The sequence below is a fragment of the Pedobacter cryoconitis genome (assembly GCF_001590605.1).
GTDB classification, from domain to species: domain Bacteria; phylum Bacteroidota; class Bacteroidia; order Sphingobacteriales; family Sphingobacteriaceae; genus Pedobacter; species Pedobacter cryoconitis_A.
The window spans coordinates 3,885,954-3,910,834 of sequence record NZ_CP014504.1; the positions used below are offsets into that span (position 1 = coordinate 3,885,954).

Below are 24,881 nucleotides of genomic sequence, written 5' to 3' on the forward strand. Positions count from 1 at the left end.
TTTATCTTTATTCTGGTCTCTTAAAAGATTTATACCGATAACTCTTCTTGTGCAAACAACGCTAACACTTCATCCCAATTCATTACCCGGGTATGGTGTAATTGATTCACATTGTGTGATCCGTTAAACATAATAGGCTTTCCTTTACAAAAGTCAAGATTCTTACAATGATCATCAATGAGGTAATCTGTATCGATAATACTCTTGTCACCACACAAAACGATATTTGTCCAGCTGATAAAAGGAAAATATTCATTTAACCATTCCAGCTTCTCTGCTAAACATTGCGGAAATTCTGTCGCAGCAGATACAATGAAAACCTCATAATCTTCCATTAAAGTTTTTACTGCTTCAATTGCTCCCGGCATGACCGGAATTGTCCTGAAAAATCCCGGAGTATAGACATATCTTCTGACAGCAGTCTTGTCAGGAAATCCATCCTGCTCCGGCACACCTAGTCTTTCTTCTCTTGGAACCCGTATTCCGTGTTCCTTTTCATACCAATCCATAAACTGTGCTTCTGTATCGGCAATTACTCCATCCATATCGATGGCTATTGTTTTTCTGTCTCTATTCATAGTTCGTAATATATTGCAACAAATATAGCAATAAATTGCAATATACTGCAACAATACAATAGTTTTTATTTGTATATTTGCAACTAAGATGATTAAGGCCGAAAGATTACAACTGATTATTGAGCATATCCGTAAAGAACGAAAAGTACTTTTAGGAGATTTAAGCACGCTTTTAGCGGTATCTGAAGATACCGTAAGACGTGATATTAAAGAGCTATCAGACCAGGGCTTGTTAAAAGCAGTGCGTGGCGGAGCTATTTCCCGCTCTCCTATCCCGCAGCATTTCAGAGAAAGAGAACATTATGACGTATCTCACAAAGAAATCATCGCACAAAAAGCAATAAAACTGATCAAAAATGGCCAGGTTGTTTTATTTGACTCAGGGACTTCTGTACTGGCTATTGCAACACATTTACCCAGAGACCTGCAAATTACGGTAGTCACCAATAGCTTTCCAGTAGCTACTGTACTGGAAGATCACCCTTTTATAGAAGTTATTTTTATAGGTGGCAGATTAAATAAATCATCTTTTTCTACCACAGGTTTTGAAGTCATACAAACGATCCGGGGTATCCGTCCGGATATCTGTTTTCTTGGAATATGCAGTATTGACCTGATTTCAGGGGTTACAGGCATTAGTTATGAAGACTGCCAGATTAAAAAGGTTATGGTGGAAACTTCCAAACAAGTGATCGCGATTGCTACATTTGAAAAGCTGGACACCACAGAGCCCTATTATATTACCAGTGCAAGTGACCTTGACATCATTATTACAGATACAGATCCTGACCATGAAAACCTGAAAAGCTATCGTGATCTGGGCATCAGATTAGCATAAAATCAAGCTATAATTTCTTTTGTACTGCTTTAAGAAACTTCATTAAGACTTTTTCATCATTTTCCATCGCCTGGATAGTATCGGGCCTGGTGGTATGTATTTTCTTCATATACTTTAACAATTGATCCTGTTCAAAAGCTTCAATCAGCAGCGGATATACATAGGAACTTTTGCAGACCGCAGGTGTATTGCCTAATTTACTGGCCACACATTTCATGACTTCGGTCACAATCTTTTTCTTAGGCCGTTCTTCTTCTACATTACCAGTGCAAATGGCCAGCTGCCTTAAAGCTTCCAATGTCCCGCCCCAGGTACGAAAATCTTTAGCAGTAAAATCACTTCCGGTAATTTCTTTGATATAATTGTTAATCATCCCTGAATCTATCGCCCTGCGTTCTGAATCAGCGGTATAGTATTGAAACAAGTCTTGTCCGGGAATCTCCATACAGTTTTTGACCATTTTGGCGAGGTTTTTATCGTTAAGGGCAACTTCTTGCTTTACCCCTTTTTTACCTACAAATTTTAACTGGAGTACATTCCCATTTATTTTAGCATGTTTATTTCTGAGCGTAGACAAGCCATAACTACCATAAAGCTGCGCGTAAGCCTCATTGCCAACGCGAATGAGTGTCTTTTGCATGAGTTGTACACAAATAGCCAAAACCTTCTGTTCGTCGTACACAGGCCTTTTCAAGTCTTTCGCGATCCTCTTCCTGGCTTGTGGTAAAGCTTTTCCGAACTCCAGTAACCGGTAATATTTAAGATCAGATCTTCGGGAAGTCCATTTGGTATGGTAACGGTATTGTTTGCGCTTTGCAACATCCATTCCGGTTGCTTGCAAATAAGCATTCTTTTTTGCTGCAATCCAGACCTCAGTCCAGGCAGGTGGTAATACCAATGCTTTAATTCTTTCCAGCTGCGCTTCATCTTTTACCCGCTGACCGTTGTGGTCTTCGTAATAAAATTTTCCGGGTTTTCCTTTACGGTAAAGACCAGGCATACTGTCAGTAACATATACCAAACCAATTTCTTTAATTTCTTCTGAAGTCTGAACCATATAGATTAAACAAAATATGCGTTAAATTTTTAGTTATTTTGCTAAAGAAAGACAGGATGCTTAACCATCATGGCCTTACAATAATTTGATCACGAATAAACCAAACAAACACAGATGAAAATAGTTTTCATGGGCACGCCCGATTTTGCCGTTGCCTCTTTAAATGCTTTAGCAGAAGCCGGATTTGAAATTGCAGGAGTCGTTACCGCAGCAGATAAACCAGCAGGAAGAGGGCAGAAATTACAAGAAAGTGCGGTTAAAAAATATGCTGTAGAAAAAGGTTTAAAAGTATTGCAGCCATTAAAATTAAAAGACCCTGATTTCATCGCAGCACTGAAAGCTTTAAATGCAGATCTGCATGTTGTGGTCGCTTTCCGTATGCTGCCAGAAGTGGTTTGGAATATGCCAGCTAAAGGAACAATTAATTTACACGGTTCTCTTTTACCACAGTACCGCGGTGCTGCGCCAATTAATCATGCAATCATTAATGGAGAAAAAGAAAGTGGAGTAACCACGTTTTTCCTGAAACATGAAATAGATACCGGAGACATTATTTTCTCAGAAGCTGTACCTATCGCTGAAGACGACACAGCTGGAGATCTGCACGATCATTTGATGAAGGCTGGTGCTGGTCTATTGGTTAAAACAGTAAAAGCAATTGAAGCCAACGACTATAAAGAACAGCCTCAGATTTTTTCTTCTGAACTGAAACATGCGCCTAAAATATTCAAAGAGTTCTGTAAAGTGGATTGGAATAATTCTGCAAAAACAATCTATAACCTGATCAGGGGGCTTAGTCCTTACCCTACTGCATTTGCAGAATTAAATGAAAAGACGATCAAGATTTTTAAAGCAACATTTGAAGAAACAACTCCTTCGGTAAGCCCTGGCATGTTTATAACCGATGGTAAAAGCTATTTAAAGTTTGCTGCTCAGGATGGTTATATCTCTTTACTGGATGTACAATATGAAGGTAAAAAAAGAATGATGGTTAATGAATTTTTAAGAGGAATGCGTTTATAGCTGAATAGCTATAACGCATTGAGTAAAGAACTTAAAGACTTGGTTATCTCATTAAAATATCGTTTTTTACCATACCCCATCACCCAGCGGATGCCAGATGTAGCGTTGGTTATAAACACCTCGTCTGCCTCATTTAAGACTTCAGGGTTAATTTGTGCTTCTATTACAGGGATCTGGTTTGTTTTAGCCACTTTCATAACTACGTTACGCATTACCCCGGCAATACATCCTTCGGAAAGTGCTGGGGTATAAATTTGCTTATCGTAAACCACGAAAACATTGGAACTGATACTTTCACAAAGAAAGCCATGCTGATTTAAGATAAAAGCTTCGTCCAGGCGGTTTTGTTGTTTATATAAACCTGCCATCACATAGAGTAATGAATTACTGGTCTTATAAGTAGAAAGTTTATTAATCGGTTTAGTGATCTCATCGTAAACATTGATGATGAGTCCTTTTTTATTCAGTTCATAACCTCCCGCAGTAAGCGGGCTTGCTTCCAGTACATATCCTGATTTGTTACCATCAGGTGTATATAGTCCTTCACCTTCCCGGTAAACAGACAAGCGAAACCTCACATTATCTTTTAGTTTATTACGTTTACAAAGCTCGGCAGTTTTCTGTTTAAGGAAATAATCATCAAATAGAATCCCTCCTTCCATTTTCAACGCACTCATGCCCGCTTGTAAACGATCAGCATGCAATTCAGCGAACTTCAGTTTACCGCCAGACATCCGCATAGATTCAAACAGCCCGTCACCATACCTGAAGCCTCTGTTTCTGGCTGTCAGGATAGCTTGGTCTATCGCAATGAATTGATCGTTATGTAAAATATATTCTTGTTGCATTAAATTTTTATGGCTGTGCGACGTAGTTTCTCCATTTGTTAAGTACAGAATCAAAATCCGGAGGCAATGGGGCTTCAAACTCCATATATTCCTTAGTCGTCGGGTGTATAAAACCTAAAGTCTGTGCATGTAAAGCTTGGCGCGGTAACATCTCAAAACAGTTGGCTACATATTGTTTATACTTTGTAAACGTCGTTCCTTTAAGGATCTTATCTCCACCGTAATTCGCATCGTTAAATAAAGGATGACCGATATGCTGCATATGAGCTCTGATCTGGTGTGTACGACCTGTCTCCAGCTGACAACTGATTAGCGTGACATAGCCTAAACGTTCTAAAACAGTGTAATGGGTAACTGACCACTTTCCTTTATCTTCTTCTTCATAAACATCCATAACGATCCTGTTTTTGGCACTGCGCCCGATATAACCGGAAACTGTACCGTTTTCTTTGATATCTCCCCAGGCTAAAGCCAGGTATTTTCTGGTAATACTGTGGTCAAAAAATTGTTTAGCCAGCTTAGTCATCGTAATTTCATTCTTACTGATGATCAGCAATCCTGAAGTATCTTTATCAATACGGTGTACTAGTCCGGGTCTGCCTTCATTACCGGGTAATTGTGGCAGGGATTCAAAATGGAAGGCAAGTGCATTCACCAACGTACCTGTATAATTGTTAAATCCAGGGTGTACAACCATTCCTGCGACCTTGTTTACAATCAGTAAATCATCATCTTCATAGACAATATCCAATGGGATATCTTCCGGATAAACTTCAGTATCTCTTGGCGGATGAGGAAACACAATTGAAATCTCATCGGCCGGTTTAACTTTATAGCTAGCTTTTATAGTGGCTTTATTCACCAGTACATTACCTGCTTCAATCGCATTTTGGATACGATTTCTTGAAGCATTTTCCATACGGTGCATCAAAAATTTATCTATTCGCAATAGGGACTGTCCTTTGTCTACAACAATATTAAAATGTTCGTATAAATCCTGCTCTTCTAATTCCAGTCCGCTGTTATTGTTTTCCATTATTTATTTTATCAGATTTTATGGACAAATACACAGCCTGACACTCTTTAAGAGAGCAGACCCTATACTAATTCCATTTTACAAAACTAATCTTTAAGTTGTAGAAAAGTTGAAATTTAGCCGATAAAATTGTTTATAGCTTAATTTTAAGCTAAACGCGTTAAATTTGTTCATGTTTACAGATTTACACAGCCCGTTACAACAGTTAAAACATTCACATTTATCGGGGCTATGGGTCAAAAGGGATGATTTAATTGATCCTTATATTTCGGGAAATAAATGGCGTAAACTGAAGTATATATTAAAGGCTGCTGCTACTGAAAATAAAAATCATCTGGTCACTTTTGGCGGAGCTTATTCTAATCACCTGGTGGCTACTGCTTCCGCAGCTGCGAGATCAGGATTAAAAGCCACTGCTTTTGTAAGAGGAGAAAAGGTAAACAATGAGATGCTGGTCCTTTGTTCTCTATATGGAATGGAGCTGATTTTCATTGACAGAGAGACTTATAAGGATAAGCGTGCTTGTTATCTTCAATATGCCGCAAAACATGGTGATACTTATTTTATTGATGAAGGTGGGGCTTCTGCCGAAGCAGTATTGGGTTGTGCAGAAATTATTGCTGAGCTTCCCAAAGATATAGACCATCTTTTTTGTGCAGCAGGAACTGGTACAACGGCTGCAGGTTTATTACAGGGGATTCAAAAAGCAGGCTTAAAAACGAAGCTCCATGTGATCCCTGTATTGAAGGGCGGTGAATTTATCAGAAAAGAAATAGGGCATTATGTGGCTACGGATGATCCACGATTGGTTTTACATACGGATTATCATTTTGGTGGTTATGCGAAAACGAAACCGGAGTTACTGGATTTTATTAAGGTCTTTACGGCTGAACATGGGATGTTGATTGACCCTGTTTATACAGCAAAGATGTTTTTTGCAATAAATGATCTGGGGTTTAAGGATTATTTCGCTCCACAGGAAAAAATTGTGGCTTTGCATACTGGCGGATTATTGGGAATTATGGGAATGAAAGACTTGTTTTAAATGTTGATTAATTTAATTATCTTTATAAGAAAAGTCGAAATGAAAAAATTGTTATTATTAATCTCAGTCACCGCACTATTTGTAGCTTCCTGCACAAAAGATGAAAAGGATCCTGAGATAGAATTACCACCAGTAAAAGTAGATGGCTGTGTATTGAAAGAGACCAACTATACTATCCTGAATGTTGGTGGTCCAGGCCCAAAAGGAAAAATCACTTATACTTATGATAGTAAAGCAAGAGTAGTGACAGCTAAATATGGCGACTCCTTAAATCTTTATAGTTACTCAACTGATCAGATCATCTTAAAAAAAGCAAATGGGGCTACTACTACCTATAAATTAGATGCTGGTGGGAGAATTGTAAAAGAAACGTATTCTGATAATATTAGTATCAAAGATTATACTTATAATCCAGAGGGATACCTGATTATGGAAGTTTTAAAGAAAGGAGAGACTTATCTGAAAACTGAATATCTATATACAGCTGGAAATCTTAAATCTAAACTTCAAAATGGTGAACAAGTATTATCAATTGCTTACAAGGATGAGTTATCTCAAAAGAATTTCATTGATGAAGGTATAAATGCATTACCACTCTTTTATTATGGAATTCTGAGACCTTATTTTGGCAAGGCCTCAAAGAATTTACCTGATTATACAGTACTTGGCCTCTCTTATTATCAGAATTACGCCTATAAAAAAGATGACAAAGGCAATATTATTAATGTAGACTATCTTACCAAGTATAGCTTTGGATATAATTCAGATATGAAATATGAATGCAATTAATATTGCGCTTTCTGGATTTAAAAGACAAACCTTCGTAAAGAAACTTCCCGGGTTTGTCAGTCCAAAACCAATTTTATTGTAAAATCACACTTTAAACAGTTTAAACCTTGTTTTTGGTTTTTTATGTAAAATATGCCCCAGACTTGTTATTCAGGGGCATTTTACTAAATTTGGATAAACCAAAATATAAGAATTATGTACCAACTTACTGTAGCTCCTGATCAGGTTAATGAGATTTTAAGTCAGCATGTTTTAGCTGACGGATTTGATTTAACCTACGATATGGGACAAAGCCAGGGAGCATACATTTACGACTCAAAGTACAAGCGGACATTATTGGATTTCTTTACTTGTTTCGCATCTGTTCCCCTTGGATATAATCATCCAAAAATGGTTAATGATGCTGTCTTTACACAAAATCTGTTGCAGGCGGCAATGGCAAACCCTTCAAATTCTGATGTGTATACACAGCAGTATGCAGAATTTGTAAAAACTTTTGGCGCGGTTGGTATCCCTTCTTACCTTCCGCATGCTTTTTTCATAGCTGGCGGTGGATTAGCTGTTGAAAATGCGATTAAGGTTGCGATGGACTGGAAAGTTCAGAAAAACTTTGCTAAAGGTCATAAAGAGGAAAAAGGCTTTAAGGTACTCCATTTTGAAAAAGCCTTCCATGGCAGAACTGGTTATACTTTAAGTTTAACAAATACATTACCGGATAAAACTAAATGGTTCGCCAAGTTTGACTGGCCAAGAGTTTCTGTACCTACAGTAAAGTTCCCGCTGGAGCATGATAATTTAGCAACAGCAATAAATACGGAAGAACTTTCCATTGCTCAGGTTAAACAAGCTTTTGCTGATTATAAAGATGATATCTGTGCAATTATTATTGAACCAATCCAGTCTGAGGGTGGCGATAATCATTTACGTGAAGAATTTTTAATTCAATTACGCAGCATTGCTGATGAAAATGATGCATTCCTGATTTATGATGAGGTACAAACAGGTGTTGGCTTAACTGGTAAGTTCTGGTGTCATCAGCATTATAGTGAAAAGGCACGTCCTGATATCCTTGCTTTTGGTAAGAAAATGCAGGTTTGTGGAATATTAGTGGGAAATAAGGTGGATGAAGTAGAAAACAATGTTTTCCGTGTTCCTTCAAGAATTAATTCTACATGGGGTGGTAATCTGGTTGATATGGTGAGAGCGACAAAGATCCTTCAGATCATAGAGGAGGATAAATTGTGTGATCATGCAGCTGGTGTTGGTGCGTATTTAAAGGAGAATCTGGAAGGGCTGGCCCAGAAATATGATAAGATTAGTAATGTACGGGGCAAGGGTCTGCTTTGTGCTTTTGATTTCCCTGATTCGGAGATGCGTAATGCATTTATTCAGAAAGGTCTGGAGCATAATGTAATGTTCCTGGGCTGCGGCCCGCAAACAGTTCGTTTCCGTCCTGCATTGATTATGGAGAAAAGTCATATTGATCTGGGTTTAGAGGTTATGCATAAAGTGTTGGTTGATTTATAAAAAGGATGCGAAATACAAAGATTAATATTTTTCTGGGTGTAATGGTCGTGGTTTTATTAGGCTGGATGTTGAAGGGTACGTTTTTTCAGCCTGGAGCAGGCGATCTTAAGGCTGGCTTCAAGGAGGTTGCTCAGTATAGAAACGAGAATAACACAGGCCCGGTTCAGTATGTGTTCGCTGTTACGGTGAAAGATACAATCTGGTCGGAAATGGAAACTTACGGAAATTATAAGCCGCATCATAAGGGTGGAAATACAAAGGTTTATTATTTTTTGGAGGGGACTAAGGTACCGACCGAGCTAGGGGCCGGAAAGGTGAATTTTGATAGTTCGTTCGATAGGAGTTGTGTGGGGTTGTACGAGAAAAGTGCCATGGGGAACACGAGTATTACCAAACGGCCATTTAACTAGGATCTGAGGTTTTTCAAGATAGAAACAAAAACCACCCTGCTATATTTCTGACGGATTTAACCGCGAAAAGCGATTAAACATGTCAGAAATATAGCAGGGTGGTTTTTGTTTTTCTAAGAATCCTTCTTTCTTGAAAACCCTTATTAGATGTTAGATAAATGGATGGATTTGGGTTGTTTCGTGTTTGGTTGAGAGAAAGAAAGAAAGAAAGAAAGAAAGAAAGAAAGAAAGAGAAGGAGCCTAAAGAAAAAAGATGCAGCGACCGGATAGAAGAAACTAAATGGGAAAAGATTTTGATGAACACTATGGATCCATAGGTTCATCAAAATCTATTTGTAAGGATTTAGTATTTGGGTAAAATTCAAGGTCATTTTCTGATAAACGTTTTCCGGCTTTGTAGGGTTCGTATCCTAGTTCTTTGATGCAGCGTTGAGGCATGATATCACTAATGTACATGCTTTGTGATTTTGTGGTCACTACCAGTGCGGGTTGTTCCATTGGGATGTGGTAACGGTAGATGAGTCTTGAGGCATTACGCAGGTTGGTGGTAGTGTGCCTGGCGTGTGGCTCCATCAGAATAGCACTTTCTGGGATTTGTAAGGTTTGCATCAGAAATTTTTTCATTTCGTAGGCTTCGTTGTATTTTGTCTTGTACGGGTGTACTCTCCCACCGGAAACCATAATATAGGGTGCTGCTTTCTTTTGGTATTGTTCTGCTGCTAAACGGCAACGGAGCATCCCTCCTGCACTAAGTTCTGTATCGCGTTCTTCGGGGCCTTCTCCGGGTACAAGAATCAGGGTGTAGGGATAGGCTTTGAAATTTGTATTTCTAATGGAGGAAAGGGCAGCTTTATTTACGGTGGTGGCCATGGGCTCGTAATCGGCAGCGTCATTTCTTTCATTGAGCTCCAATGCGGTTAACGCAAATTGCAGGGAGGGTTCAAAGTATAGGTTATTTTTGGGGGCCAGGCTTAATTTTGCGTTAGTGTTAACTAGTTCGGGATAGTTTTTGTCTTTCAGGTCAAAACTAATAGAGTCTATAGCCGGGTAATTAGGTTTTTGACCGTTTACATAAACGTCGATGACATGGTTTATGGCATTAGCATCTTGTTCCCAGGCTTTGGTTAGCATTTCTACGGGTTTTAGGTTTTCATAGCTGTTGTAACAGCCAGATGGAATAAGATCGTGATTGATCAGCAGGGCTAATGCATTGCCTGGTTTAAAAAGGGCTTGGAGACGGTTACTGACTGCTGCTATTTCTTCAGGACTGAATTTAATTGTTGTAGTGAGACATGGGATGTTGCTGCCACAGTTTTTTAAGGCAGCGTTGATGTTGATTGTCTTGTTTTTTAAGAGCTCGCTGAACACGGGGTCTTTTTGGATCAGTGCCTTTACCGTAGCATCTTTTTGTAATAGAGTTAGCAGGTAGTAGTTTTTATATTGAACTGGGTTAGCTGTATTTTGAAGGATGTATTGGTTGGATGGCCCATGATTTTGATTTTGGGCGATGGCTGTTATTGTGATAAGCCAGCTGCAAAACATCAGGAAAGAAGCTTTCATAGTTTTTTTGTTAAAGTTGTTAAAATCGTGGTAGTTACCAGAATAACTGCCACGATTTCTCATTTTTTAGTAGCCATTATTTTGCCAGCCGTCCTTTTTATTGACGTTGTCAATTTCTACTTGTGGTACCGGATAAAGGCTTCTGAAGGCTGGAATGCCAGGGAAGATTGCGGCCATTTGATTGGTTCTCACAATGTCAAACCAGCGATCGGCTTCCAGAGCCAGTTCTAGTCTTCTTTCTAAATAAAGAGCTGTTCTGAATGCGTTCTGCGAAGTTAGCATGACAGGCGTTTTTGCAGTTATCCCTGCATTTGTGCGGACTGCATTTAGCGCTGTAAATGCATCCGGGTTTCCGTAAGCGACTTCATTTAATGCTTCTGCATACATTAACAGCACTTCAGCACAGCGGAGCACCGGAAAATCACTGCTGGTTTCATTGTTTACCTGCGGAGTATTAAACTTCCCCGGACGGCCACCTGTACCGGTTACAGCAAGAAGTGCTTTACGGTTGTCGCCAGCTTCAAACAAGCTTTGTGGCAGGTTAATGATGTTAGTATTGTTATTGTTTCTATAACGGTTATCTTGATTTACAAACTCTTTTACACCACCTGAAAGATATTGAACTGCGAAGATGACATCTTTACTCGTCTTTAATGCATTAGGAAAAGTTGTAGTTTGTGGTACGGTTGCCAAGGTGGATCCGGCATAGATAGCAGTAACTACAGGTTGCAGGGTTGAGGCTGCCATGGTGTAGTTTTTCTGATAAAGATAGACTTTACCTAAAAGGGCTGAAGCAGCATAACTGGTTGCTCTTCCTCTTTGGGCATCAGACCAGGAGACAGGAAGTTTCGTTGCTGCATCGGTCAAATCACTTATAATTTGCTGATAAATCTGCGCGGGTGTAGAACGGCTGTTTTCACGGGCTTCTTCTGTTTTCTGAACCTTGGTTACCAATGGGACATTACCCCAGAGCCTGGTTAAGTTGAAGTAACTTAGCGCACGGATAAATTTTGCCTGCGCAATGACCTGGTTTTTTGTGGTTTCATTCATCACGATTGCAGGGGCTCTGTCCAGAATAATATTACTCCGGTAAATAGCTTTGTAGTGCCCTTGCCAACTGCCGGAAAGGATATTATTGGCTGAAGTTTCAGCAAATACCTCAATTTGATTCCGCACACCTGCTCCTGAACCAGGATCATTGTCCGTAACATTGTCCCCGCGGATTTCTCCCAGAGTTAACAGATTGTTTCCGTAGAGGCTATCAGTTTGTAAAGCATCATAGCAACTGATCAGACCTCCTTGAAGTCCTTTCTCATCCACATAAAAAGTGTTTTCGGTGTAGGAATCCTGTGGCTTTAAATCCAGGAATTTCTTGCAGGAAGTGGCTGTCAGTATTAAACCACCAATAAGAATGTATATATATTTTTTCATGGTTCTGATTTTATAAAGTGATGTTGATACCTAAGGATATGGTTTTTGAGGTTGGATAAACGCCATAATCTTCACCATTTGTGGTGGCATCAGATCGGTTGGTTACCTCTGGATTGTATCCAGAATACTTCGTGAAAGTAAAAGGGTTTTGTACTGAAAGGTATACTCTAAGCTTTGTCAGGGTCATTTTCTTAACTAAACCAGTTGGGAAAGTATAGCCTAAAGCGATGTTACGGATTCTTAAATAAGATCCGTCTTCAACATGCCAGGTAGAAGTTGTACCATTACTGCCTTTTGCAGCACGGTTAGCCCGCACATCCTCACCACTTCCCGGATTACTTTCCGACATCCAACGATCCAGAGAGCTTATCATATTGTTCATATTACCTTCTTTGTTCGCAAAATACCTGCGGGAAAGATTCAGGATTTTATTTCCATAGACACCCTGCATTGAAACATTCAGATCCACACCTTTATATTCTGCTGAAGCCGCAAAACCGTAAGTAAATTTAGGCAGGTAATTTCCAACAATCTCCCGGTCTTTTGTCAGGTCGATCACCCCGTCACCATCTACATCTTTAAATTTAAAATCACCGGGTTTAGAGGTATTCAGATCATAATTCCCTTGTGTGTCAGTATAATGAGGGTAAGCATTAACCTCTGCCTGGTTTTTGAATACACCCAAAACTACCGGCAGGTAATAAGAACCGATAGGCTCGCCAACTCTGGTAATAAAATAGGCATTGGCAACAGATCCTGTCTTGATAATATCTGCGTTACCCGGGCCTAATTCTACGACTTTATTGATGTTCTTCGAGAAGTTCGCATTTGCTGTCCACCTCACCCCTCCAAATTGCTGCTGAGTACCCAAATTAATATCAATCCCCTTATTATTGACCTTGCCAATGTTTTTCAGCTCGGTAGAAAAACCTGTAGATATAGGGACAGGTACATTTAATAGTAAATTATTAGTGTTACTGTTATAAACATCAACAGATAAAGTCAGCTTGTTTTTGAAAAAGGAAGCATCAAATCCAAGATTCAATTGCGCAGTTTTTTCCCATTTCAAATCATCATTAGGTTGTGCAAATGGTGCAGCACCATTTATAACGGATGGAGTAGCACCGCCAAATACATAACCGTAATTAGTCATCGCACCTTGTGATCCGTAATTCGGGATGTTAAAATTACCGGTCAGACCGTAACTCGCTCTTAATTTCAAATCAGAAATTGCTTCTGAGTTTTTAAGAAAATCTTCTTCTGATAATCTCCAGCCCAGGGAAGCTGAAGGGAAATAACCCCACTTATTGTTTTTTCCAAATTTGGAAGAACCATCCGCTCTTACCGAACCCGTAAACAGGTATTTTCCTTTATAACTATACTGCAACCTTGCAATACCAGATGCCAATGCCCATTGCGTACGGGTAGAGGTTCCATTGGTCACCAAACCAGCACTCAGAAATTCTACCTGATCACTAATAAATCCTTTGGAAGCAAAAGCGTAATTCCCACTTAAATCATCCTTCTGATTAGACCAGCCCAACAAAGCATTAATATTATGGTCTCCGATAGTTTTAGCATAGTTTAAGGTGTGTTCTAACAACCAGTTGGTTTCTTTGATCGTTCTGGAAGAACCTGTAGCTTCTGACAATGGGTTGCCGGCAGTATTGGATTGAGGGATTGTAGAAGGTCTGAAAGTATCTTCTGAACTATTGAAAATATCAAATCCCAACTGCAGTTTATATTTCAGGTCTTTAAATATTTCAGCCTCAACAAATGTACTACCTGTCATTCGTTGAGCACTCACGTCATCTTTTTGCAGCCTGGCTAAAGCAACGGGGTTCCATGCTTGTGTTTCACCATTACCACTTGCAACAGTATTGTTAGGCAGCGTAGTAATTGTACCAGGACTCCAGGAGTTTTGTGCATAACTGTAAGAGCCATCTGGATTATATACCGGAAATATAGGTGAATAATGCAAAGCAGAGGCAACGATCCCTCCCCCATTCGAGTTATAGGCACCATTTGCATTTACTCTCTTCTCATTGATGACCGATGGATTGAAGTTAACGCCATACCTTACTTTTCCTTTTTTCCCTTCCAGGTTTAACCTACCGCTGTAGCGTTTAAAACCACTATTTAAAATAATACCATCCTGATTAAAATATTCAAGTGAGGCATAATATTTTAGCAATTCACTACCACCCGCAGCAGAAATGGAGTGATTTTGTATAGGTGCTACTCTAAAGATTTCATCCTGCCAATCCGTATTGGTCAAGCCTTGCTGACCTTGCAGATAAGGTATAATTTCTTGTGGGATTACCGTATTGGTATTGTTCGAAGTATTAAACAAACGAGTGCCATTACTGTCATTGATGTTGTAATTAACAGCAGGCAAACCTAAAGCATTGTTTTTCCTGTTAGCGGCCTCCATCGCATCTGTATAGGAATTGTTCCTGGAATCAAGCACCATTTGAGAATATTGATAGGCATCCATCATTTTGATTTTGTGTGATAGTGTCTGCCAGCCGGTATAACTGTTTACATTAATGGTAGAAACACCATTCTTACCTTGTTTGGTGGTAATTAAAACTACACCGTTAGAACCTCTGGAACCATAAATAGCTGCTGAAGACGCATCCTTCAGTACTTCAATAGAAGCGATGTCATTGGTATTTAAAGTATTAATATTATCATTGGAAATTGGTACTCCATCAATGACATACAAAGGACTGGAACCAGCGGTAATAGTCCCTACCCCTCTGACTTTAATGGATAATGCCCCTCCAGGCGTACCAGAACCCTGTGAAACCTGAACACCAGCCATTTTACCGACCATTGCCTCTGCAGCATTACTGATGGGCTGATTTTCGATATCTGAAGCTTTAATGCTGGCAATTGAAGTGGTTACGTCTTTTGCTTTCTGACTTCCGTACCCAACAATGACCACGTCTGATAAAGCTTTGGAATCAGGGTTTAACTGAATCAGCAAAGTTGCCTGTTCGCCTGCTTTAAGCAGATAATTATTCATTGTTTTTGTCGCATAACCGATGTAAGAAGCACTAATCGTATAGGGTATATTTGCAGACAGCCCGTTGATCAGGAACTTGCCTTCTTTATTCACCATGATCCCCTTCTTCTCATTGGTTTTCATATTCTGTAAAAGTATGGTGGCACCAATTAAGGGCTCTCCCATTTCATCTTTTACGATCCCGGTAATCTCAGAGGTCTGAGCCCAGGCTTTTACCGAAACTGCGATCAGCAGCAGGCAAAAGAACAGATGTTTAGTAAATTTTCTAAGCATAATTTATGGTTTTTGGTGGTTTAATTTGGCAAAAGAATTCCCCTCCTGCTTATTTAGCAGGATATTAATATAAATGATATGGATTTGATTTTACTTGCTGATCAGGTAACCTTGAGTTGTTTTGGTTTGACTTAATTTATTTAATTCGGTTATTTCTTCCAGTATAATTGCTATGGATTGTGTTAATTTTAAACTTCCTGTAAACGACATTTCCGATATATCTGCCGGATTATAAATAATCTTAACCTGGTAGTGCTGCTCTAAACTGGCAAAAACATCAGCTAAAGGAGCCTGTTTAAAGTTTAACAGGACCGGGCTATCTTTTTGCTTAAGTGCTGCAGGTAGTTTAGCATCGATGAGCTTTACTTTATTCAGTAAAGTATTATAGACCAGCTCACCGCCTGGCTTTAAAATTTCACTGAATGGTTTGATATGCTTTGTGGAATCTATGTTTTTGACCCACACTTTTCCTGTATGCAGTTGTACTTTAACTAATTTGCTTTTCTCTAAAGCAGTAATCGTAAAAGAAGTTCCTAAAGCGGTGGTAGAGACACCTTTTGCATAAACGATGAAAGGGTGTTTTTTATCTTTTGTAACCTGGAAAAAACCTTTGCCTTTCAAATAGATTTCCCTGTTATGCGCAACAAAAGGAACGGTATATCTTAATTCACCGCCCGGATATATTTTTACGGTAGAATTATCCGGTAAGGTTAGCAATTGATCTTGTTCAGTGTAATTCACGACTGATTTCCAATTGACAACCTGCTTGATTTCAGTCCGGGGATTTTCCTGTTCAGCCAAATCAGGCTTTGGCTGATTCCGGTTCAAACTCAAAAGTCCAATGCCCAGCACAGCCAGCACAATTGCAGCAGCAGCGGTAATTTTAAGCCAGCTTACCTGGCGTATTTTCGCAATGGTTTGTTTTTTCACAGTCTCAAACATCTGGAATGTTTCTGCATCAGAGATAATCGCATCCGGAGTTTCATCCCATTCGTCTTTGCTGAATACGCCTGCTGGTAAATCATCGGTTTCATTCAAATACTGTGTAACCAGGATTTTTTCCTCTGGTGTACAAGTTCCTTTAAAATACCTATTCAGCAGCTCATCTGACATATTCATAATACCAATACGATTTGATTTGAGCAAAACCCGTAATGCCTGAAAAATAAATTTTAATTTCTTCTCAGACCTTTAGTTCCTATTGAAAAAACCTGATCAGGAAAATAAGTGCAGGGATTGAAGAATAACCATGAAGTTGTTTCATGGCCAGAGAGATGTGCTTTTCTACCGTTCTTGGTGAGATAGAGAGCTGTTCAGCAATCTCCTTATAAGAGTAGCCATGGAGTCTGTTTAACATAAAAACCTTTTTACGTGTCGGTGGCAGAACGTTTAAAACCAGATCCAGTTGTTGTTTAGTTTCAAAACTCTGATCTTGCTCCACAATTTCTTCAGTTGCTTTATGGTAAAATAGCTTCAGATTGCGTTCCTCGTTAGCCAGTTTTCTAAAATAATCCAGTAAAGTAGTTTTTGCAATTTTGAACAGCTGAAGATCGAATGGATATTCTTCGGACAGGGTGTGTTTAAAGTTCCATAGCTTAATGAAGGCCATCTGGGTAAGCTCCTTCGCCTGATCTCCGGAAGCTGTCTTTTTAAAAAAATAAGCGTAGACTTTTTTATGCCATAGCTTAAAAACTATCTCAAAAGATATATGGTCACCCTCTTTTATATTCTGAGTATAATTCAACATTTCAGCAAAACTAACTGGTCAATGTTAGCTGTACCTAAATATAGTATTAATTCTATCAGAAAAAACAATTTTACCCGACCTGGAAGCCGGAACAAAAAAAAGCACTAAGTCTTTTGAAGGACTTAGTGCTTTTTATCATCAGAAAGAGCTGATCAAACAGTTCTTTGCTGCATCTATTTCAGGAGCTCTGCAAGTTTAGCATGCAATTCTTCTCCTCTTAAGTTAGTCGCAACAATTTTACCCGCCGGATCAATTAAGAAGTTTTGAGGAATTCCTCTTACACCATAAAGTGCTGCTGCTTTGTTATTCCAGAATTTAAGGTCAGAAACCTGTGTCCAGACTAAACCATCTTTCTTAATGGCAGCCAACCAGGCATCTTTTTTACCCGGCTGATCTAAAGATACACCAAGGACAGTGAATTTTTTGTCTTTGAATTTATTGTAAGCAGCAACCACGTTAGGGTTCTCCGCTCTGCATGGTCCGCACCAGGAAGCCCAGAAATCAATCAGGACATATTTACCACGGAAACTTGATAATTTAACTGGTTTATCATTCACATCATTCTGCGTAAAATCAGGCGCCATTACCCCTACTGAGGTTGAACGGGCAACATCAATAGCTTTTGCGAATTCAACTCCTGCTTCAGTCGTACGTATTTTTTCAGAAAGACCTTTATAAGCCGGCTCAATTTCTGCAACATTGATACTTTGTCCTGCTATTTCACGCAAAGCCAGCAGACTGAAGTAAGAATCAGGGTTAGCTTTAATAAAAGTTGACTGAAGTGCTTTCATTTCACCTTCTGCTTTATCATATCTGGTTTCCAAGGATTTTCTGAATGCTTCATCTTTCTGCTTTTCTTCAGAAGCATCACCGTATTCTTTGTTTATAGCAGTTAAAACAGCAAGGGGTGCAGCAATAATTTTCATATAGCGTGCATTCTCGTCATTTAGTTTTGAACCCGTCACAACGCCTGTTTTCACTGAGTCTTTAGCGGTCAGGGTAATGGTTGCCGGCTCCAGGTAAACAATAGCATTGTCTACCGATCTTCCCAGTACTTTTAAACTTTCACCTTTATGCGCAACAAGCACTCTTGCCATAGTGGGGCCAGCCACTTTTCCTTTAAATACAAATGCACCTTTGTTAACTACTGCCGAGTCCATTACCGCATTTTCTCCGCTTCTATAGCTCAGGTATACTTTTGCCGGAGCATCCAGTGCACCAATTTTTCCGTTTAAGGTGAAATCTCCCTGCTGTGCAAACACGAAAGCCGGAGTAGTCATTAATAGTGACAGCACTAATCTTTTCATTTATGTATTTTTAATTGTTTTATTTACTGTATATCCAAAATTAAGGTAATATTCTGGAGGAAATTGCATGTAACCAAAATATAACGAACTATTTCTGTTTAATTTATATATTAAACAAAGGCAGAAAATCCTGTAATGGCACGACCAACGATTAAGGAATTGATTTCTTTAGTTCCTTCGTAAGAATATATCGCCTCTGCATCGGCCACAAAACGGGCCACATCATATTCAAGCAGAATTCCATTACCGCCCATTACTTCTCTCGCCCTGCTCACAACATCACGGGTTCGCAACGAACAAAATACTTTAGCTAATGAAGCATGTTCATCAGTCAATAATCCCTGATCCTGTAATTGAGATAAACGGAAACATAAAGTTTGCATCGCTGTCAGATTAGACAACATTTCTACGAGGTGATTCTGGATGAGCTGGAAAGATGCGATAGGTTTACCAAACTGTTTACGGGTCCTGGTATAGGCTAATGCACTTTCATAAGCTCCACGTGCACAACCTACAGCTTGCCACGCCACGCCTGCCCTGGTCATTCTTAATACTTTAGCAGTATCTTTAAAAGAATTGGCATTTTGTAAACGGTCTTCTTCATCTACTTCACAATTGGTCAGTGTAATCAGACCGTTTTGCACAATTCTTAAAGCCATTTTATCCTGCATTTTCTCTACAGCGAAACCCTTATTTCCTTTTCTGATCAGAAATCCTTTAACCTGGTTATCATCCACATCTCTTGCCCAGATAATCGTTACATCCGAAAATGTAGAATTACCGATCCATTTTTTCTGACCGTTCAGGATCCATTTACTTCCTTGTCTTTTAGCTGTGGTGGTAAGGCCGCCCGCAGCTGCAGAGCCTACTTCGGGTTCTGTTAAACCAAAAGCACCGATAATTTTCATCTTTTGCATCGCTGGCAGCCATTCTTGTTTTTGAGCTTCTGAACCTAAAAGATAGATTGAGCCCATTGCTAAACCACTTTGAACGCCAAAAAAGGTAGACATGGAAGTGTCTACTCTGGCCATTTCCATCGCCAGCATTCCTTCCATGACATTTGATTTACCAGGGCATCCATAGCCCTGGTAAGTCAATCCACAAATATTCAGTTCTGCAATTTTAGGGATCAGCTCAAAGGGGAATTCCGCTTTCAGCCAATACGCGTTGACCAGCGGTTTAACTTCTTTCTCTAAAAACGCACGCACTTTTAATTGCAATGCACGATCTTCCTCGTTTAATGCCGTATCTCCCAAATGATAGAAATCACCGTTAATGGGTGGAAGTTCCTTCTTTTGATGTGGAGAGCCCAGCATTTTCATTAAACCGGAAAGCTGTGTTTCATCCAGACCGGCTACCGAATCCACTATCTTTTTAAGATCTACTTTTTTTGATAGTGCATCCAGTTTTTCGAGATCTACACTTTGAAAAAGTGTATACGCATTTTTTATCTTAGAGAATATACCGGCCATAGTTGAAACTGTGTTAGATTTATACTAACAACAGCCGAAAGCCCCATTTTGTTCCCTAACGCAGTTCGAAAAGGTTATCTACTCCTAAAAGTTTAGCAGAAGTAAAGCCTTCTGCATAAGTGGCACCGATAGGTTTTCCCATCTCCCTGGCTCTTGCAATTACACTCTCAAAAAATTCTGGTGAAGAAATGTAAGTCGCCGGGCCGTCAAGCTCTGGGTTTTTATTCAGTTCAGGGCTATGGAATTGAGTTTTGAAAGCTTTGATAGAATTGATTTTCGTTTCAATATAAGGCGTAATGTCTATAATTACATCTGGCTTGATATAGGTATCCTGAATGTATTGAAGGAACAACCGTGGTCTCCATGCCTGTTGCGCTACACCGTTGTCTATAGTCTCCACTTTGGGCAGGCCAGACAGGAAACAAGAATCGCTCGCTAAAGAGGCAGCTCTTCCGTGGTCAGGATGACGGTCACGTATCGCATTACCCAAAATGATTTCAGGCTGGTATTTACGGATCATCCGGATTACCTCCAGCTGATGTGCTTCGTCATTTTTGAAAAACCCGTCTTTAAACCTTAAATTTTCACGGGCATGCAAACCTAATATTTTTGCTGAATCCTTCGCTTCCTGATCACGTGTTTCAGCTGTTCCGCGGGTGCCTAACTCCCCCCTGGTAAAATCAACTATTCCTACTTTTTTACCTTGCGCAATATGCTTTAAAATTGTTCCTGAACAGCCTAATTCTGCATCATCAGGATGTACAGCTAATACTAATATATCTAATTTCATTGTTTTGTTTTAGAATTGGTGGGCACTCGCGCACCGTTTTAGAGCAAGCGTTGAATTTTCTTTCTGACCTTGGAAGATAATGGTTTGGTAAACGGGAAAAAGTAATCCACTACTTCGCCGTTCTTATTGATCAGATATTTATGAAAATTCCACCTTGGTGTAGATTTAATGTGACCATTGAGGTCTTTATTACTCAAAAATTTATAGATTGGATTTGCTTGCGAACCCCTGACCATGATTTTTTCAAATACAGGAAATTTAACACCGTAGTTTGCTTCACAAAATTCATAAATCGCAGTTCCTACTAAAGGTTCCTGCCCACCGAAATCATTGGAAGGGAAACCCAGAACTTCAAATTCTTCCTGATTAAACGAATCTCTGAGCTCCTGAAGTTCTTTCAATTGAGGCGCGAATCCACACGCAGAAGCAATATTTACGATCAGAAGCACTTTACCTTTATAATCTGCTAATTCTTTATTTTTTCCATCGATTAGTTTTGCATTAAACTGGTAAATACTTTGAGGGTTTTCTTCCATGCTTATTGATGATAAAAGCCCGAAGACTGAATAATAGATTCTATATCTCTTTCTTCTTCAGGATTATAAGTGCTTTTTAAATTATGGCCCACTACTCTTGCAACGGACTGGTAAATAAAGGCTTTTACACCTCCTTGTGTTTCTTTGACAATTTCGTAAGTAGTACGGCCGACTTCCCTGTCAATTAACTTGGTCAGAATCTGGCCCTGCGTAATTGTCAGTTCTTTGATCTCTGTATTAAACATTTTTTTGATTTCAGCATCGCAAGCTTTCACGAGCTTTTTATGCGCTTTGCGATCTGTGGTTACCGCAAGGTCGCGCTCCAATTGCTCATACCTTCTCTTTGCAAAAAGGGCATAAGGCATAACTTTTAGTACATTGTAACGGAGCCTGTTAAAGGCGGCACGGTCTGCAGGAGTTTTAAAAATTCTGGCACCATAGATAACTACCTCATTCAGAGGTATCCATGGTATCATTTCACCATCTTCGTTCGTAGAGGCTACTCTGATGGTATCATTTTTGCCCCTTACAGGAAACTTAACAGGCACAGAACTTTCCTGGGCCTTTAGTTCACCTACGGCAATAATGACAAATAACAGAATAAATAAACTGCAAAATTTCATAAATTTATACTCCCACGAAGTTAAAGCAAATTTAATACATTAGGTTTATAACTAAATCTAATATATTCTTAAACGATTAACAAGCTATAATTATTACGAAAATAATACAAATGAAGAATACCTTAGTGATTGATTTAGAAGCGGAAAAGCAAGAAATCCTGAAGAGATACCGTGCTCTCTTGCGTGCCTGTAAGCCAACATTACAAAAAGGAGATAAAAAAGAAATCAGAAAAGCATTCGATGTGGCCCTTGAGAGTCATAAAGATATGCGCAGAAAATCTGGTGAGCCTTATATTTATCACCCGATTGCTGTGGCTCAAATCGCTGCTGAGGAAATCGGGCTGGGAACTACATCTATTGTCTGCGCACTATTGCATGATGTGGTGGAAGATACAGATATCACGCTCGAAGATATTGAGAGAGAATTTGGGAAGAAAACTGCCAAGATCATTGACGGCCTGACTAAAATAGCAGGTGTTTTTGATTATAACAGCTCTTTGCAGGCCGAGAACTTCAGGAAAATGCTGCTGACCCTGGCAGATGATGTAAGGGTAATTTTAATTAAACTGGCAGATCGTTTGCATAACATGCGGACCATGGATTTTATGCCAAGGCACAAGCAGTTAAAGATTGCATCTGAGACTATTTACCTCTATGCTCCTTTGGCACACAGGCTTGGTCTGTATGCGATAAAATCTGAACTGGAAGATCTTTCCATGAAATACCTGGAGCCGGATACCTATAAATTTATTGCAACCAAACTGAATGAGAAAAAGGCAGAACGTACGCTGTTTGTTAAACATTTCGTTGATCCGATCAATGAAATATTAGCAGAACAGGGTTTTGTGGCGAGTATTTATGGCCGGCCAAAATCTATCCATTCGATCTGGAATAAAATGAAAAAGAAAAACATTCCTTTTGAAGAAGTGTATGATCTTTTTGCCATCCGGATTATCCTGGACAGCTCTCCTGAAAATGAGAAAGCTGATTGCTGGAAGGCTTATTCTATAGTGACCGATTTATACCGTCCCAATCCGGACCGTTTACGCGACTGGGTATCTTCTCCGAAAGGGAATGGCTATGAATCTTTGCATACGACAGTAATGGGCCCAAAAGGCCAGTGGGTCGAAGTACAGATCCGCACGCAGCGCATGAATGAAATTGCGGAGAAAGGTTTTGCAGCACACTGGAAATATAAAGAGTCAAGCAATGACAACGGACTGGATCAGTGGATCCTGAAAGTGAGGGAGATGCTGAACAATCCGGAAGCGAATGCCCTGGATTTCCTGGATGACTTTAAAATGAACCTCTTTTCGGATGAGATCTTCATCTTTACCCCGAAAGGAGCATTAATACAATTGCCATTGGGTGCTACGGCACTGGATTTTGCTTTTGAGATCCATACCGATGTAGGGGCTAAATGTATCGGTGCGAAAGTGAACCATAAACTGGTACCGCTTTCTTACAAACTACAAAATGGTGACCAGGTAGAAATTATAACTTCTGGCAAACAGGTCCCAAAAGAAGACTGGCTGAATATTGTGGTTACCGCAAAAGCAAAGTCAAAAATCAAGTCTTCGTTAAAGGAAGAAAAAAGGAAGATTGCAGAAGGTGGTAAAGAAACACTGGAACGCAAGCTTAAATCTTTAAAGATTACCTATAATACAGATAATCTGAATAAACTGAGCTATTTCTTCAAGCTGACTTCTACCCAGGAACTTTTTATTGCTGTAGCAACCGGAAAGATCGAACTGAAAGATCTGAAAGAATATTTGGCGAGTGAAAAGGAAATCGAAAACAGAGGCATTGAGCGCAACGATGGACAGCAGATTGAAGCTTTATTAAGTAAAGTAAAAGGCCCTGAGTCTGATATTTTACTGATTGGCGAAGACCTGCAGAAAATTGATTACACGCTGGCTGCCTGTTGTAATCCTATTCCTGGCGATGATGTTTTTGGCTTTGTTACCGTAAGTGAAGGAATTAAAATACACCGGACCAATTGTCCGAATGCTGCACAGCTGATGGCCAATTATGGCTACCGCGTGGTCAAAGCGAAATGGAACAAACAACAGGAACTAACCTTCCTGACCGGGCTGCACATTATCGGAATTGATGATGTAGGGCTGATTAACAATATTACCAAAGTAATTTCTGGTGATTTTAAGGTGAATATGCGTTCTATTACTGTAGACACGGACAATGGTATTTTTGATGGTTCCATCATGATTTTTGTCAACGATAAAGAACACCTGGACAACCTGATCAAAAATCTGATGGAGGTCAAAGGGGTGACAGGTGTAACACGTTTTGACGCTTAAAATTGATTATACTATAAAAACTGTTTAAGTTTATCTGTTTAAATTGCTTATGAGTCAAAATGAAGCAATAAACAGATAAATTTTAAACAGTTTCATCGCGTTCTATATAAAAAATGATACCTTTGAGAGGAGTTTTAAAACTATGTCTACAAACCATAACAGCGAGTTGGTTAGAAAAATATTCGAAGCTTATCTCGAAAATAAAAGTCTGAGAAAAACGCCTGAGCGTTTTGCCATCTTAGAAGAAATCTATTCCAGAGATGATCATTTCGATGTAGAGACCCTCTACATCCATATGAAAAATCAGAAATACAGAGTAAGCAGGGCTACCGTGTACAATACACTGGAGTTACTCGTTTCCTGTGATCTGGTAACCAAACATCAGTTTGGGAAAAACATGGCCCAGTTCGAAAAATCGTATGGCTACCACCAGCATGATCATGTAATCTGCATTGATTGTGGTAAAGTTGTTGAATTCTGTGATCCAAGGATCCATCAGATTCAGAGCATGGTAGGTGACCTGCTGAAATTCGAAATCAAACATCACTCTTTAAACTTATATGGCAGCTGCTTTGACTGTTCAGCTAAAGCATCCATTAAACAGAAAGAGGATATTAAACACGCAAGTTAAACAACACAATT

Annotated in this window: 23 protein-coding genes; 9 read left to right on the forward strand and 14 right to left on the reverse strand. The window is 39.4% G+C overall.

Annotation, left to right across the window (positions count from 1 at the left end; genetic code table 11):
- Positions 1 to 29: 29 nt before the first annotated feature.
- Positions 30 to 578, reverse strand: coding sequence for a 5' nucleotidase, NT5C type (locus tag AY601_RS16065; RefSeq protein ID WP_068402879.1), 549 nt, complete (start codon positions 576 to 578; stop codon positions 30 to 32).
- A gap of 88 nt (positions 579 to 666) precedes the next feature.
- Between AY601_RS16065 and AY601_RS16070 the strand changes: the two genes are divergently transcribed.
- A complete protein-coding gene (locus AY601_RS16070) occupies positions 667 to 1,416 on the forward strand; it encodes a DeoR/GlpR family DNA-binding transcription regulator (RefSeq protein ID WP_068402881.1) in 750 nt (249 codons plus the stop codon).
- A 7-nt stretch (positions 1,417 to 1,423) separates the two neighbouring features.
- On the opposite strand, the gene AY601_RS16075 is transcribed toward AY601_RS16070, so the two are convergent.
- Complete coding sequence (locus tag AY601_RS16075) at positions 1,424 to 2,473, reverse strand: DNA topoisomerase IB (protein WP_068402883.1); 1,050 nt, start codon at positions 2,471 to 2,473, stop codon at positions 1,424 to 1,426.
- 114 nt (positions 2,474 to 2,587) lie between these two features.
- On the opposite strand from AY601_RS16075, the gene fmt reads away from it, so the two are divergent.
- A complete protein-coding gene (gene fmt / locus AY601_RS16080; protein WP_068402884.1) occupies positions 2,588 to 3,496 on the forward strand; it encodes a methionyl-tRNA formyltransferase in 909 nt (302 codons plus the stop codon).
- A gap of 8 nt (positions 3,497 to 3,504) precedes the next feature.
- Here fmt and AY601_RS16085 read toward each other — a convergent pair whose 3' ends face one another.
- Entirely contained in the window at positions 3,505 to 4,344 is an 840-nt protein-coding gene (locus AY601_RS16085; RefSeq protein WP_068402885.1) for an aminotransferase class IV, read from the reverse strand.
- A gap of 7 nt (positions 4,345 to 4,351) precedes the next feature.
- The gene (locus tag AY601_RS16090) at positions 4,352 to 5,380 is read right to left on the reverse strand and encodes an RluA family pseudouridine synthase (RefSeq protein WP_068402887.1); all 1,029 of its coding nucleotides are present in this window, start codon (positions 5,378 to 5,380) and stop codon (positions 4,352 to 4,354) included.
- Positions 5,381 to 5,552: 172 nt separating this feature from the next.
- Here AY601_RS16090 and AY601_RS16095 point away from each other — a divergent pair, with 172 nt between their 5' ends.
- From AY601_RS16095 to AY601_RS25755, 5 genes are all read left to right on the forward strand, one after another.
- A complete protein-coding gene (locus tag AY601_RS16095) occupies positions 5,553 to 6,425 on the forward strand; it encodes a 1-aminocyclopropane-1-carboxylate deaminase/D-cysteine desulfhydrase (protein ID WP_068402889.1) in 873 nt (290 codons plus the stop codon).
- Between the two features lie 39 nt (positions 6,426 to 6,464).
- Positions 6,465 to 7,214: a hypothetical protein gene (locus AY601_RS16100; protein ID WP_157287966.1), complete on the forward strand. Its 750-nt coding sequence runs from the start codon at positions 6,465 to 6,467 to the stop codon at positions 7,212 to 7,214.
- Between the two features lie 195 nt (positions 7,215 to 7,409).
- Complete coding sequence (lat, locus tag AY601_RS16105) at positions 7,410 to 8,741, forward strand: L-lysine 6-transaminase (RefSeq protein ID WP_068402893.1); 1,332 nt, start codon at positions 7,410 to 7,412, stop codon at positions 8,739 to 8,741.
- Positions 8,742 to 8,746: 5 nt separating this feature from the next.
- A complete protein-coding gene (locus tag AY601_RS16110; RefSeq protein ID WP_068402895.1) occupies positions 8,747 to 9,151 on the forward strand; it encodes a hypothetical protein in 405 nt (134 codons plus the stop codon).
- Between the two features lie 158 nt (positions 9,152 to 9,309).
- Positions 9,310 to 9,468, forward strand: coding sequence for a hypothetical protein (locus tag AY601_RS25755; protein ID WP_157287968.1), 159 nt, complete (start codon positions 9,310 to 9,312; stop codon positions 9,466 to 9,468).
- Here AY601_RS25755 and AY601_RS16115 read toward each other — a convergent pair.
- From AY601_RS16115 to AY601_RS16160, 10 genes are all read right to left on the reverse strand, one after another.
- Positions 9,455 to 10,711, reverse strand: coding sequence for a YdcF family protein (locus AY601_RS16115; protein WP_068402897.1), 1,257 nt, complete (start codon positions 10,709 to 10,711; stop codon positions 9,455 to 9,457). The genes AY601_RS25755 and AY601_RS16115 overlap by 14 nt on opposite strands.
- Positions 10,712 to 10,777: 66 nt before the next feature.
- Positions 10,778 to 12,142, reverse strand: a complete 1,365-nt coding sequence (locus tag AY601_RS16120) for a RagB/SusD family nutrient uptake outer membrane protein (RefSeq protein WP_068402903.1) — start codon at positions 12,140 to 12,142, stop codon at positions 10,778 to 10,780.
- A gap of 10 nt (positions 12,143 to 12,152) precedes the next feature.
- Positions 12,153 to 15,446: a SusC/RagA family TonB-linked outer membrane protein gene (locus AY601_RS16125; RefSeq protein WP_068402904.1), complete on the reverse strand. Its 3,294-nt coding sequence runs from the start codon at positions 15,444 to 15,446 to the stop codon at positions 12,153 to 12,155.
- A gap of 90 nt (positions 15,447 to 15,536) precedes the next feature.
- Positions 15,537 to 16,565, reverse strand: a complete 1,029-nt coding sequence (locus tag AY601_RS16130) for a FecR family protein (protein ID WP_084359319.1) — start codon at positions 16,563 to 16,565, stop codon at positions 15,537 to 15,539.
- Positions 16,566 to 16,644: 79 nt separating this feature from the next.
- Positions 16,645 to 17,193 (reverse strand): RNA polymerase sigma factor, encoded by a 549-nt coding sequence (locus tag AY601_RS16135; RefSeq protein ID WP_068402907.1) that lies wholly within the window; start codon positions 17,191 to 17,193, stop codon positions 16,645 to 16,647.
- A 173-nt stretch (positions 17,194 to 17,366) separates the two neighbouring features.
- On the reverse strand, positions 17,367 to 18,500 hold the full coding sequence (locus AY601_RS16140) for a TlpA disulfide reductase family protein (RefSeq protein WP_068402909.1): 1,134 nt from the start codon (positions 18,498 to 18,500) through the stop codon (positions 17,367 to 17,369).
- Between the two features lie 110 nt (positions 18,501 to 18,610).
- A complete protein-coding gene (locus AY601_RS16145; protein WP_068402911.1) occupies positions 18,611 to 19,972 on the reverse strand; it encodes an acyl-CoA dehydrogenase family protein in 1,362 nt (453 codons plus the stop codon).
- Between the two features lie 55 nt (positions 19,973 to 20,027).
- A complete protein-coding gene (gene bshB1 / locus AY601_RS16150) occupies positions 20,028 to 20,762 on the reverse strand; it encodes a bacillithiol biosynthesis deacetylase BshB1 (RefSeq protein ID WP_068402913.1) in 735 nt (244 codons plus the stop codon).
- A gap of 38 nt (positions 20,763 to 20,800) precedes the next feature.
- Entirely contained in the window at positions 20,801 to 21,298 is a 498-nt protein-coding gene (locus AY601_RS16155; RefSeq protein WP_068402915.1) for a glutathione peroxidase, read from the reverse strand.
- 2 nt (positions 21,299 to 21,300) lie between these two features.
- Entirely contained in the window at positions 21,301 to 21,921 is a 621-nt protein-coding gene (locus AY601_RS16160) for a DUF4294 domain-containing protein (protein ID WP_068402917.1), read from the reverse strand.
- A 110-nt stretch (positions 21,922 to 22,031) separates the two neighbouring features.
- Between AY601_RS16160 and AY601_RS16165 the strand changes: the two genes are divergently transcribed.
- On the forward strand, positions 22,032 to 24,239 hold the full coding sequence (locus tag AY601_RS16165) for a RelA/SpoT family protein (RefSeq protein ID WP_068402921.1): 2,208 nt from the start codon (positions 22,032 to 22,034) through the stop codon (positions 24,237 to 24,239).
- A gap of 142 nt (positions 24,240 to 24,381) precedes the next feature.
- The gene (locus tag AY601_RS16170; protein WP_068402925.1) at positions 24,382 to 24,870 is read left to right on the forward strand and encodes a Fur family transcriptional regulator; all 489 of its coding nucleotides are present in this window, start codon (positions 24,382 to 24,384) and stop codon (positions 24,868 to 24,870) included.
- The last annotated feature ends 11 nt before the right edge of the window (positions 24,871 to 24,881 follow it).